This window comes from Stenotrophomonas genospecies 3 (assembly GCF_054473855.1).
Genome location: NZ_JBTMUR010000006.1, coordinates 132,944 through 145,823, shown reverse-complemented (window position 1 = coordinate 145,823; position 12,880 = coordinate 132,944). Strand labels below are relative to the sequence as shown.

At 67.1% G+C, this 12,880-nt stretch carries 10 protein-coding genes; 2 read left to right on the top strand and 8 right to left on the bottom strand.

The window, feature by feature from the left end; all coding sequences use genetic code 11:
• Positions 1 to 85 precede the first annotated feature (85 nt).
• Positions 86 to 511 (bottom strand): response regulator, encoded by a 426-nt coding sequence (locus tag ACX9OT_RS10020; protein WP_049400506.1) that lies wholly within the window; start codon positions 509 to 511, stop codon positions 86 to 88.
• A 94-nt stretch (positions 512 to 605) separates the two neighbouring features.
• Positions 606 to 1,373, bottom strand: a complete 768-nt coding sequence (locus tag ACX9OT_RS10015) for a CPBP family glutamic-type intramembrane protease (protein ID WP_459001894.1) — start codon at positions 1,371 to 1,373, stop codon at positions 606 to 608.
• A gap of 149 nt (positions 1,374 to 1,522) precedes the next feature.
• Between ACX9OT_RS10015 and ACX9OT_RS10010 the strand changes: the two genes are divergently transcribed.
• On the top strand, positions 1,523 to 1,831 hold the full coding sequence (locus tag ACX9OT_RS10010; protein ID WP_132810656.1) for a TFIIB-type zinc ribbon-containing protein: 309 nt from the start codon (positions 1,523 to 1,525) through the stop codon (positions 1,829 to 1,831).
• A 113-nt stretch (positions 1,832 to 1,944) separates the two neighbouring features.
• Here the strand turns inward: ACX9OT_RS10010 and ACX9OT_RS10005 are convergent, their stop codons facing one another.
• From ACX9OT_RS10005 to ACX9OT_RS09980, 6 genes are all read right to left on the bottom strand, one after another.
• Positions 1,945 to 2,457, bottom strand: a complete 513-nt coding sequence (locus ACX9OT_RS10005; RefSeq protein WP_132810655.1) for a GNAT family N-acetyltransferase — start codon at positions 2,455 to 2,457, stop codon at positions 1,945 to 1,947.
• A gap of 81 nt (positions 2,458 to 2,538) precedes the next feature.
• Entirely contained in the window at positions 2,539 to 3,564 is a 1,026-nt protein-coding gene (locus ACX9OT_RS10000; protein ID WP_459001892.1) for a copper resistance protein B, read from the bottom strand.
• The gene (locus tag ACX9OT_RS09995; RefSeq protein ID WP_459001890.1) at positions 3,561 to 5,372 is read right to left on the bottom strand and encodes a copper resistance system multicopper oxidase; all 1,812 of its coding nucleotides are present in this window, start codon (positions 5,370 to 5,372) and stop codon (positions 3,561 to 3,563) included. Before ACX9OT_RS09995 ends, ACX9OT_RS10000 begins: the two co-directional genes overlap by 4 nt.
• Before the next feature lie 75 nt (positions 5,373 to 5,447).
• Positions 5,448 to 5,831: a CopL family metal-binding regulatory protein gene (locus ACX9OT_RS09990; RefSeq protein ID WP_180844969.1), complete on the bottom strand. Its 384-nt coding sequence runs from the start codon at positions 5,829 to 5,831 to the stop codon at positions 5,448 to 5,450.
• Positions 5,832 to 5,916: 85 nt separating this feature from the next.
• Entirely contained in the window at positions 5,917 to 7,722 is a 1,806-nt protein-coding gene (recQ, locus tag ACX9OT_RS09985) for a DNA helicase RecQ (RefSeq protein WP_180844970.1), read from the bottom strand.
• Positions 7,723 to 8,147: 425 nt separating this feature from the next.
• Entirely contained in the window at positions 8,148 to 8,696 is a 549-nt protein-coding gene (locus ACX9OT_RS09980; protein ID WP_006439098.1) for a Dps family protein, read from the bottom strand.
• 86 nt (positions 8,697 to 8,782) lie between these two features.
• Between ACX9OT_RS09980 and hrpA the strand changes: the two genes are divergently transcribed.
• On the top strand, positions 8,783 to 12,865 hold the full coding sequence (hrpA, locus tag ACX9OT_RS09975; protein ID WP_459001887.1) for an ATP-dependent RNA helicase HrpA: 4,083 nt from the start codon (positions 8,783 to 8,785) through the stop codon (positions 12,863 to 12,865).
• Positions 12,866 to 12,880 lie beyond the last annotated feature (15 nt).

The window sequence follows — 12,880 nt, the reverse complement described above, 5'->3', positions numbered from 1 at the left end:
GCGTGGATCTACCGGTGGTGTTGACGTGGATCCATGCCGAAGAGAAACGGAATCAGTAGATCCACGCCAGGCGTGGATGATTGCCTCAGGCCGCGCTGGCCTGCGGCGGAGGTATCAGGGTGGCATCCGCTGCGTGCCGGAAGCACAGCCGGATGGCATCGAGCAGCTCGCTCATGCTGTACGGCTTGGGCAGGAAGTGGATGCCGGCGCGCAGCTGCGGCAGCACGCGGTGCTGGTCCATGCCGGAGGTGACCAGGATCGGCAGCTGCGGCAGGTGCTCACGCACGCGGTTGGCGGTTTCGATGCCGCTGATGCCGCCCAGGCAGACGTCGGTGAACAGCAGGTCGAACGGTTCGCCGGCGTTGAGCAGGCCCAGTGCGGCCTCGGCGCTGCTGACAGCGGTGACCTGGCAGGCCTGGCTTTCCAGGGCGAGGCGACTGAGTTCCTGGGTTTCCTCGGCGTCCTCGATCAGCAGGACGCGCGGTTCCACAAAGCGCTTGGACAGCAACATGACGCGGCAACTCCGGACAACAGGGGGAGCGAAAGGCGCGCAAGTATGCGCAAGCCGGTAGTGAGCCCGGCGTGCACGGCAAGCTAAGTGGGCGTTACAGCCGCCCGCGCCGCTGGCGGCGCACGTGCCAGGCCAGCACCAGCACCGCCATCAGGGCCGTGCCGATGCGCAGGCTGGTGGCCGGCCAGCCGAGCGCGACGGCGTCATCAAGGCTGAACACATTCCAGGCCAGGTTCATCGAAACGTGCAGGACCAGGCCGCACCACAGGGTGTCACCGTCGAGGTGGTCGAGCCAGGCGAAGATGAAGCCGCCGAGGGCGATCACCGCGCCGACGAACAGCGCGATGCCGCCACCGTCGAACCCACCGAAGTCCAGCCAGTGCACCATGCCGAACAGCAGCGCCTGCGGCAGCGCGAGCAGCGGCCACGGACCACGCACGATCTTCACCAGCAGCACGAAGCCCAGGCCGCGGAACAGCACTTCCTCGGCCAGTGGGAACAGCACGGCCAGCATCGTGGCATCCAATGCGGTCAGCGCGGTGTTCGGGGTACCGAGCAGCGCCAGGCCCAGCCAGCACGGCAGGCTGGCCAGCAACACCCACATCGGGCCGCCCCAACCATTCCCGCGCAGCCCGAGGCTGGCCAGCAGGCCCATGCCACAGGGCCGCAGCAGCGTGGCCAGCAGTAGTGCCACCAGCACCGCCAGCGCGTTGTCCAGCAGGCTGCCGCCGTAGGGTATGGGCAGGGCGGGAATCGGAGTCCCTGCGGCCGCAGCGATATCGCGCAGATTCAGGCCCAGGCCAACGCCCAGCAGGACCAGCAGCAGGCGCGCGGCGGTGGGCAGGCGGGACAACGCGGTCATGTACGCACTCCCTGCGGAACAGGGGCCCAGTGTGTGCGACTGCCGCCGCATCGGCACGCGTCGGAAGTCCCTGTGCCATCGGTCATGCGTTGCCGCACAGTCATCACCGCACAGGTACAGTCGATGCAGGACCGACAGGAGCAATGCCGATGCTGTGCCCCGTGTGCAAGACCCAGACCCTGCAGATGGCCGAACGCCATGGCATCGAGATCGACTATTGCCCCGGCTGCCGGGGCGTGTGGCTGGATCGTGGTGAACTGGACAAGATCATCGAGCGTGCCGGTGCCGGTGCGGCCGTGCCGCCGCCCGCGCCTGTACAGCAGCATCCGGCATCCTCTCCGCCGCCGGTGATGCACCGTGATACCCGCCACTTGGGCCAGCGCTACGAGGACAATCGGGGCCACGGATACAAGAAAAAGAAGAAGGACAGCTTCCTGTCGGAACTGTTCGATTTCTGAGGCGCTGTAGAGTCGAGCTTGCTCGACTGGCTCTTGTTACCAATAGTCGAGCAAGCTCGACTCTACGGATCAGGTGCAGTCGAGCATGGCTCGACTCTACATGGAGCGCGTGATCACGGCCGCCGCAGGATGAACTCGCGGTCGTGGGTGTCGCCGACGATGAAGTCGTACTCGCCAACCTTGCTGCAGCCGTAACGCGCATAGAAGCGCTGTGCGCCGAAATTCTCTTCCCACACGCCCACCCACAGGGTGCGGCGCTGCGGCTGGTCCAGCCAGGCCATGAACGCGTCCATCAGGCGTGCACCGTGGCCGCCGTTCTGGTGTGTGGCCAGGATGTAGAACCGCTTCAGTTCGATGTCGCCCTCGCGTGCATCCGTGTGCGGCAGGGTGTTGGCACCGGCGGCCAGATAGCCGACCACGGCGTCACCGTCCATCAACAGCCAGATGGCACTGCGTGGATCGGACAGTTCGATGCGCTGCGGCTCGCTGCTGTAGTGCGCCTGCAGGAAATCGTGCAGCTCCTGCGGCGGATAGGAATCGCCCCAGGTTTCGTTGTAGGTGGCAATCGCGATGGCCGACAGCGCGTCGACGTCGGCAAGGGTGGCGCGGCGGATCTGCAACGACATGGCGGTGCCTGCATTGGAACGTGGCGCAGTGTAGCCGGCCCCGGCGGCTGCCGGGGCTGGCCATTGCTCACGATCTGCTGCTCAGAACCACATGCGCACGCCAGCCACCCAGCGCGTGTCGCGCGCGTGGTCACCGGCATAGTCGGCGGTGTCACCAAACGTGCGTTCGTGGCTGATGCCGATGTAGGGCGCGAAGCGGCGGCTGAACTCATAGCGCAGTCGCAGCCCGGCTTCGACCTTGTTCAGGCCACGGCCGATGCCGTACTCCTTCTCGTCCTTGGCCGCGACGGTGGCTTCCAGCAGCGGCTGCAGAATCAGGCGGTTGGTCAGCAGCACGTCGTACTCGACCTCGGCCTTGGCCAGCACCTGGCCGCCGGAGCCCATGTACAGCGTGGCCGAGCTCTCGAACTTGTACGGCGCCAGGCCCTGGATGCCGACGGCCGCCCATGTGCGCGAGTCGGCCGGGCGGAAGTCCTGGCGCACGCCGACCAGCACGTCCCACCACGGCGACACGCTGCGGCCATAAAGCGCTTCCAGCGACGACGATTCGGTGCGGCCACGACTACGCTCGCCATCGGTGCGCAGCCACAGGCGGTTGATGTTGCCGCCGATCCAACCGGTCGCCTCCCAGGCCTGGCCATTGCTGCTCTTGCCATCCCAATGTTCCAGACGGTCGATCAGCAGCAGGCTGTTGATCTCTGGCGCATGCTCCATCGCACCGTGGGCGATGGGCGGGAAGGCCGCGGCGCGGTCGGCATCGGTCGGCACCGGGATGGGTTCGCGCGGTTCGGTCGGTGCAGGCGATCCGTGGTCCATCGCGGCGTGGTCCATCGTGGAATGGTCCATCGTCGAATGGTCCATCGTCGCCGGCTGCCTCGCGCCATGGTCCATCTTCGAGTGATCCATGGCTGAGTGGTCCATCGCGCCCGAATCCATCTTCGAATGATCCATCTTCGAATGATCGACCGGTTCGACCGGCGTCTTCGCGGTTTTCGCGGGCGGATCCATCGCGGCCATGTCATGACCAGCGTGCGACTGCGCGAACACCGGCAATGCAGCGGCCAGGCCCAGGGCCAGCAGGCTGGGGGAAAGCAGTGAGCGGCTCATTCTTCGATCCTCACTTCGCGCATCATGCCCGCTTCCATGTGGTACAGCAGATGGCAGTGGTAGGCCCAGCGGCCGAGTGCATCGGCGCGCACGCGATAGCTGCGGCGGGTGCCCGGCGGCATGTCGATGGTGTGCTTGCGCAGCTGGAACTCGCCCTGTGCGTTTTCCAGATCGCTCCACACGCCGTGCAGATGGATCGGGTGCTGCATCATGGTGTCGTTGACCAGCACGATGCGCATGCGCTCGCCGTAGTTCAGCCGCAGTGGTTCGGCGCTGGCGAATGGGATGCCATCGAACGACCAGGAGAACTTCTCCATGTGTCCGGTCAGGTGCAGTTCGATCTCGCGGCTCGGCTCGCGGCCATCCGGGTCTTCGAACAGGCTGCGCATCGCGCCGTAGGTCAGCACCTGGCGGCCGTTATCGCGCAGGCCGATGCCGGGGTCGTCCAGCTTCGGTTCGGAGGCCGAGCTCTGCATGTCCACCAGCGGGTTGTTGCGTTCGCTGGCAGGGTGCTTCGGTGCCTTGCTGGCGGCATCGCCGCCGCCGTGCGCGCCGTGGCCCATGCTGGCGCCGCAGCCACCTTCCATGCTTTTCATCGCGGCCATGTCGTGACCGCCGTGGCCACCACCGCCCATGTCGTGACCCATGTCGCTCATCGTCAGCAACGGACGTGGGTCGCGCGCGGGAATCGGTGCCTGCAGGCCATGGCGAACCGCCAGTGTTCCGGCGGCGTAGCCGGTGCGGCCCATGTCCTGGCAGAAGATGGTGAAGGCGTCCTGGCCGCTCGGTTCGACGATCACATCGTAGGTTTCGGCCGGGGCGATGCGGAACTCATCGATGCTCACCGGGTGGATGTACTGGCCGTCGGCAGCGACCACGGTCATCTTCAGGCCAGGAATGCGTACGTCGAAGTAGGTCATCGACCCGCCATTGATGAAGCGCAGCAGCACCTTCTCGCCGCTGCGGAACAGCCCGGTCCAGTTGCCGGCCGGGGCGGTGCCGTTCATCAGGTAGGTATAGGTGTGCGCGTTGATGTCGGAGATATCGGTGGGCGTCATCCGCATCCGGCCCCACATGCCACGATCGGACAGCGCCGCCGACCAGCCGTCGCGTTTCGCGTCGCGCAGGAAGTCGGGCAGGGTGCGCTTGTAGTAGTTGTCGTGCTCGGCCAGCTTCTTCATGCGGCGGAACAGCGCGCCCGGGTCCATGTCGGTCCAGTCCGACAGCATGATCACGTGCTCGCGGTCGTGGTGGTACGGCGCCGGTTCGGCCGGGTCGATGATCAGCGCGCCGTACAGACCAGCCTGCTCCTGGAACATGGAGTGGCTGTGGTACCAGTAGGTGCCCGACTGCTTCAGCTCGAAGTGGTAGTGGTAGGTCTCACCAGGGCCGATGCCGTTGAAGCTCAGGCCGGGCACGCCGTCCATGTTGGCGGGCAGCAGGATGCCGTGCCAGTGGATCGAGGTCGGGTGGCGTTCCAGCGTGTTGCGCACGAACAGGTCGACGGTCTGGCCTTCGCGCCAACGCAGGATCGGTGCCGGCAGCGAGCCGTTGACGGTAATCGCCGGGCGGGTGCGGCCGGTGAAATTGGCGAGCGATTCGCCGATGGCCAGTTCGATGCGGGTGTCGCTTAGCACGGCGGGGGCGCCGGCCAGCCGGGGGGCGGCCGTGGCGGCGGCGAGCGCGCGCTGCGGCACGCCGACAGCGGCGATGCCGGCAACCACGCCGCCGGCGGCCAGGCCCTGCACGAACAGGCGGCGCGACGGCATGGGCACAGCGCCCGGACCGGGGGGAATGCGGGTATTCATGGTGGTGACTCCAGACACGTAAAGACGCCGGCAGGCGGCCGGCTGCGGTGCGCAGGGCGCACGGTGCGTGTGGAATCAGCCGATGGGAGGACGCGAAATCGGCGGCAGTGGCGGCGCCGGACGGCCAGTGGCCGGCATCGGCTGCGGGGCCAGCGACAATGCCGGGCCGGCCATGACCGGCAACGGCAGCACTACCAGCAGCGGGTGCTGGGCACAGCTGCGCACGCAGTCCTTGATCTGGCAATGAGCGTCATGGGCGGGGGCCTTGGCCTGCGGAGCCTCGTCGGCCTGCATGCCGGCGTGGTGGTGGCAGTCGGCGGTGCCGCCGTCAACAGCAGTGGCTACGGCGTGCGCCATCCGGCCCATTTCCTCGTGACCACTGGCCATGGCCGCGTTCAGCCCGTTGAGCAACAGGCTGAGCATGAGCACGACACGGAGCAGGGTCGAGGCCAAGGACATGACACTAATCTAGCTGCAAGCGGGCGCGGATGCACTTCCGGCTGAATGGCCGGTTCAAGGTTGGAGTAGCACCAATGTAGAGCCGCTACCCTTCTTCGCGCACGATCTCGACCAGGCGCGGGCCGTAACGGCTCAGCTTGGTGCCGCCGATGCCGCCGACCCGGGCCAGTTCGTCCAGGCTGGTCGGGCGCTGTTCGGCGATGTTGCGCAGAGTGCTGTCGTGGAAGATCACGAAGGCCGGCACGTTCTGTTCGCGGGCCAGTTCGGCACGCAGGCCGCGCAGCGCGTTGAACAGGGCCAGATCCTGCGGCAGCACCGACAGCCCGGTACGCTGTGCGCTGCGCTCGCGGCCGCTGGTACTGCTGGCCGGATCGCGGCGCATGCTGATCTGGCGGCGGCCGGTCAGCACGTCGCGGCTGGCATCGGTCAGGCGCAGGCCACCATGGCCCTCGCTGTCCACTTCCAGCAGGCTGGCGGCGACCAGCTGGCGGAACACGCTGCGCCAGGTGCGCGCGTCGAGGTCGCGGCCGATCGCGTAGGTGCTGAGCTTGTCGTGGCCCTGCTGCTTGACCTTTTCGTTCTCGCTGCCGCGCAGGACATCGATCAGGTGGCCGACGCCGAAACGCTGGCCGCTGCGATAGACACAGCTCAGCGCCTTCTGCGCCGGAATGGTCGCGTCCCAGGAGGCGGGCGGGGTCAGGCAGTTGTCGCAGTTGCCGCAGGGCTGGGGATAGGTCTCGCCGAAACCGGCCAGCAGCACCTGGCGGCGGCACTGCATGGATTCGCAGTAGCCCAGCAGGTGATCGAGCTTGCCCCGCTCCAGCTGCTTGCGCTCTTCGCCGGCTTCGGACTGCTCGATCATCTGCTTGAGCAGCACCACGTCGCCCAGGCCGTAGCACAGCCAGGCCTCGGCGGCCTCGCCATCACGGCCGGCGCGGCCGGTTTCCTGGTAGTAGCCTTCCATCGACTTGGGCAGGTCGGTATGCGCGACGAAGCGCACGTCCGGCTTGTCGATGCCCATTCCGAAGGCGATGGTGGCGCACATCACGATGCCATCCTCGCGCAGGAAGCGGCGCTGGTTGCTGGCGCGTACTTCCGGTGGCAGGCCGGCATGGTAGGGCAGGGCGTTGAAGCCCTGGCCGCAGAGGAATTCGGCGGTCTCTTCGACCTTGCGCCGCGACATGCAGTAGACGATGCCGGCCTCGCCGCGGTGGCCGCGCAGGAAATCGGTCAGCTGCTTGCGGGCGTTGTCCTTCTGCACCACGGTATAGCGGATGTTGGGGCGGTCGAAGGAGCTGACGAAGTGGCGTGCTTCCTGCAGATCGAGGCGCTCGGCGATCTCGCGCTGGGTCGGCGGATCGGCGGTGGCGGTGAGCGCGATCCGCGGGATCTGTGGCCAACGCTCGTGCAGCACGGTCAGCTGGCGGTACTCGGGGCGGAAATCATGGCCCCACTGCGACACGCAGTGTGCTTCGTCGATGGCGAACAGGGCGATCTGGCTGCGCGACAGCAGCGACAGGAAGCGGCCGGTCAGCAGGCGCTCGGGGGCGACATAGAGCATGTCCAGCTCGCCCGCGAGCAGTTCGCGCTCGACGCGGCCGGCGGTCTCGGCGTCCAGGGTCGAGTTCAGGTACTCGGCACGCACGCCGAGCTGACGCAGGGCTTCGACCTGGTCCTGCATCAGCGCGATCAGCGGCGAGATGACGATGCCACAACCGTCACGCAGCAGGGCCGGCACCTGGTAGCAGAGCGACTTGCCACCGCCGGTGGGCATCAGCACCAGGGCATCATGACCGGCAGCCACATGCTCCACGATGTCCTGCTGGGGACCACGGAAATCGTCGTAACCAAAGACGCGTTGGAGCAGGTCGTGCGCGGGACGGGAAGCCATCCGGCTAGTTTACCCCGGCGGGGGTGTCTCGGCAGGGCTGCGCCCTGCACCTGCAGAAGCCTTCAAGCCAGAGCAACGTCAAAGGCAACAGCCGGCTCTGGGGTGATCCGTGGGTTGGCGGGGCGGTGTCGGATTGCGGGGACGCCGCAAGTACGTCCCTGTAGGCTTGGCAGCCGCATCCATGCGGCTGACACCCCGCAATCCGACACCGCCCCGCCCTCGACAGGTTCACGCGGCTGTTGGTAGGTGTCGACCTTGGTCGACACATCTGTCAGATATCGACTGAATTCATCCGTGTCGACCAAGGTCGACACCTACCAGAGCGGACCCACCCCGCCTACCCACAGGACACCAGCTTTTGACGTTGATGTTGACGTTGATTCGGCGGGTGCAGGGCTGCAAGCCCTGCCGACCCCCCTCAATCCTTACTGGAGCAGCGAGCGCAGCATCCAGGCGTACTTCTCGTGGGTCTGCAGGCGCTGGGTCATCAGATCCTCGGTCGGGGCGTCGTCACCCTTGGCCGCCACGTCCAGCACTTCACGTGCCGTACGGCAGACCGCTTCGTTGGCGACCACCAACTGGCGTACCATTTCACGCCAGTCCGCACTGTCGGTCAGGCCCGGTTCCTCGGCGATCGAGGTCAGCGCAGCGAATTCCCGGTAGGAGCCCGGGGCATTGAAGCCCAGCGCGCGGATGCGCTCGGCCACGTCGTCCAGTGCCGCCCACTGCTCGGTGTACTGCGTCTCGAACATGGTGTGCAGCGAGTTGAACATCGACCCGGTCACGTTCCAGTGGAAGTTGTGCGTCTTCAGGTAGAGCGTGAACGCATCGGCCTGGAAGCGCGACAGACCGTCGGCGATCTTCTTGCGGTCGCCCTGGGTGATCCCGATATCGATGTTCGGCGCCGACGGTGCCGCCGCTGCAAGCTTCTGCTTGCCGGTCTTGGCCTTGGTCGTGCTCTTGGTCTTCGCCATGGGGTTCCTCCTTGTGGAATCGTTGGCCTTCACAATAAACCGGTCGTGATGACTGGTCGCTTTCAAAGTTTTGAACGAACCGATTGATGAACTCTATCGATAAAAATCCATCGCCCCGCCTGCGCCAACAGCGCGCCGCCATCGACGGCGCCATGAGCCGCGACCGGGGCCGTTTGCTGGGGATGCTCTCGCGTTGCCAAGCCAAGCCACAGGATGCGGCATTGGCCGCCACTTTCGAGCAGGCCTTGCAGGCGTCGGTGCAGCGCCGGATGACACGGGCGCAGCAGCAGCCGTCCATTACTCTGGACCCGCAGCTGCCGATTGCGCGTGAAGCCGACGCCATCATCGGGCTGATCCGCGACCACCAGGTCGTGGTGATCGCCGGTGAAACCGGCTCGGGCAAGACCACCCAGCTGCCGAAACTGTGCCTGGCCGCAGGCCGTGGCCAGGCCGGCATGATCGGCTGCACCCAGCCGCGACGGATTGCCGCACGTGCGGTGGCCAGCCGCGTGGCGCAGGAACTGCAGAGCGAACTGGGCCAGCTGGTCGGCTACCAGGTGCGCTTCAACGACAAGGTCAGCGAAGACAGCCGAATCAAGTTCATGACCGACGGCATCCTGCTGGCGGAAATCGCCAGTGACCGCTGGCTGTCGAACTACGACACGATCATCGTCGACGAGGCGCACGAACGCAGCCTCAACATCGACTTCCTGCTGGGCTACCTGAAGCAGCTGCTGCGCAAGCGCCCCGACCTGAAGCTGATCGTCACTTCGGCCACCATCGACACCGAACGCTTCGCTCAGCATTTCGACAATGCGCCGGTGATCAGCGTTGAAGGCCGCACCTACCCGGTGGAAGTGCGCTATCGCGCGCTGGAAGGCGAGGGCGAAGACCAGGGCGAACGCACCGTCAATGACGCCATCGTGTCGGCTATCGACGAGATCACCCGCCTGGATGCGCGCGGCGACGTGCTGATCTTCCTGCCGGGCGAGCGCGAGATTCGCGATGCGCACCAGTCGCTGGAACGCCGCAAGTACCGCAATACCGAGGTGCTGCCGCTGTACGCGCGCCTGTCCAACCAGGACCAGGACCGGGTGTTCAACCCCGGGCCGAACCGGCGCATCGTGCTGGCCACCAACGTGGCGGAAACCTCGCTGACGGTGCCGCGCATCCGCTACGTGGTCGATCCGGGCTTTGCCCGCGTCAAGCGCTACAGCCCGCGCAACAAGCTGGACCGCCTGCACATCGAGCCGATCTCGCAGGCCAGCGCCAATCAGCGCAAGGGCCGCTGCGGCCGTATCGCCGAGGGCATCTGCTACCGCCTGTATGCCGAGGCCGATTTCCAGGCGCGGCCCGAGTTCACCGATCCGGAAATCCGCCGCTCCAGCCTGGCCGGGGTGATCCTGCGCATGCTGCAGCTGGGCCTGGGCCGCATCGAGGAGTTCCCGTTCCTGGAAGCGCCGGACGAACGCGCGGTGGCCGATGGCTGGCAGCAGCTGACCGAACTGGGCGCGATCGACGCCGAGCGGCGCATGACTACCATCGGCAAGCAGATGGCACGCCTGCCGGTGGACGTGAAGCTGGCGCGCATGCTGGTCGCCGCGCAGGCCGCCGGCTGCCTGCGGCCGATGCTGGTGATCGCCTCGTTCCTGGGCATCCAGGACCCGCGCGAGCGCCCGCCCGAAGCGCGTGGCGCGGCCGACAGCGCGCATGCGCAGTTCGCCGATGGGCGGTCCGAATTCGTTGGTGTGCTGCGCCTGTGGGATGCCTATCGGCAGGCCCATGAAGACCTGACCCAGTCGAAGCTGCGCGACTGGTGCAGCCGCCACTTCCTTGGCTTCCTGCGCATGCGCGAGTGGCGCGAGCTGCATCGCCAACTGCGCCTGCTGTGCGAGGAACTGGGCTGGAAGGAAGAAGCCAACGAGGCCTCGATGGCACCGCTGCTGGCCGGCAGCAGTGCACCGGCCCCGGCGCGTGATGATGCCGCCGCAGTGAAAGCCACCCGAGGCCAGCTGCACCGTGCCGCGCGCCTGGCCCGCGAAGGCAAGGCCGAGGCGGCCCCGGCGCCAGTGCCCGTGCGTGCGCAGAAGGAACAGTCACCGGTTGGCGGCGGTTTCAGCGAACGCGTGCGTGCCGCTGCGTACCAGACACTGCATCGGGCGCTGGTGGCGGGCCTGCCGACGCAGATCGGCCACCGCACCGAGAAGGGTGACTTCCAGGCGCCACGCCAGCGCCGCTTCCTGCCGTTCCCGGGTTCGGCGCTGTCCAAGCGGCCGCCGCCGTGGCTGCTGGTGGCCAACCTGCTGGATACGCAGAAGGTGTGGGGCATGACCCTGGCGACGATCGAGCCGGACTGGGTGATCGCCGAACTGCCGCACCTGCTGCTGCGCAAGCACTTCGATCCGCACTGGTCGCGCGCGCAGGGCCAGGTGCTGGCCTCCGAGCAGATCAGCCTGTTCGGCCTGGTGCTGGCGCCGAAGAAGCCGGTGCACTACGGTCGCATCGCGCCGGGCGAAGCGCACGACATCTTCGTGCGCCAGGCACTGGTGACCGGCGAGATCAACACCCGCGCCAGCTTCGTGGCGGACAACCAGAAAGTGCTGGAGATCGCCCGCGAGGAAGAAGCCAAGCTGCGCCGCGCCGGCATCGTCGCCGACGAGGACTGGCAGGCGCGCTGGTATCTGGACCGGGTGCCGCCGCAGATCCATTCGGCGGCGGGTCTGGATACCTGGTGGAAGGGGCTGGCGCCGGAACAGCGCAAGACCCTGCACTGGTCGCTGGTCGATCTGTTGCCGGGTGAGGGCAGCGAACAGGAGCGTTACCCGAAGTACCTGCCGCTGGGCCAGGCGCGCCTGCCGCTGCATTACCGCTTCGAACCGGGTGCCGACGACGATGGCGTGACCCTGGACGTACCGCTGCACCTGCTCAACGCACTGGACCCGGTGCAACTGGGCTGGCTGGCGCCGGGTTTCGTCGCCGACAAGGCCTCGGCACTGATCCGCAGCCTGCCCAAGGCGATGCGCCGCAACTACGTGCCGGCACCGGACTTCGGTCGCGCGTTCTACGAGGCGTTCCCGCAGCCCAGCGCCGATGCCATTACCGGCGAACTGGCGCGCTTCCTGTCACGTGCGACCGGCGCAACGGTGACCGCGCTCGATTTCGAGCCTGGTTCGATCGAACCGCACCTGCACATGAACCTGCGGCTGCGCGACGAGCAGGGCAAGGTGCTGGCGACCTCGCGCGATCTGGACGCACTGCGCGCGAAGTTCGGTGGTCGTGCCGGCGATGCGTTCGCTGCACGCGCTGGGCGCGAGATGGCCGCCGATGGCCTTCGCACGTTCCCGGCCACGCCGATTCCGCTGCAGGTACCCGGTGAAGCGGGCGTGCCGGCTTATCCGGCGCTGCTGGACGAGGGCGACAGCGTGGCGCTGCGCATCTTCGCCGATCGCCAGCAGGCGCTGGAGGCCCATCCGCTGGGCGTGCGCCGTCTGCTGGAGATTGCCCTGGCCGAGAAGGTGAAGCAGGCACGCAAGCAGCTGCCGGTCGGTGCCAAGACCGGCCTGTTGTATGCGGCGATCGAGTCGCAGGAGCGCCTGCGTGGTGACCTGGTCGATGCGGCGATGAACGCGGTGCTGGCCGAGGGGCTGGAAGACATCCGCGATGCGGCAGCCTTCGAGCAGCGCCGTGAGCATGCGGCCAAGGCGCTGTTCGGCGAGGCCATGTCGCGGCTGAAGCTGGCCGAAACCATCCTGGCGCTGGTGGCGGAACTGAAGCCGATGCTGGAAGCACCGTTGATGGGTTGGGCGCGCGGCAATCTGGACGACATGGAAGCGCAGCTGGTCGGCCTGATCCATCCCGGCTTCCTGCGCGATACGCCGGCTGACGCGCTGGCACAGTACCCGCGCTATCTGAAGGCGATGATCCTGCGTACCGAGCGCGCCAAGCGTGATCCGCCGCGTGACCAGGCGCGCATGCTGGAACTGCACCCATTCCTGGAAGCGCTGGACGTGGGGGAGCAGCAGGGACTGCGCGAGCGCCCGCAATGGCAGGCCCTGCGCTGGGATCTGGAAGAGCTGCGCGTATCGCTGTTCGCGCAGGAGCTGGGTGCGCGCACCGGCATCTCTGCGAAGAAGCTGGCGCAGCGGGTGACCGCATTGCGCCAGGCGTGACGTCGTTGCTGCAGA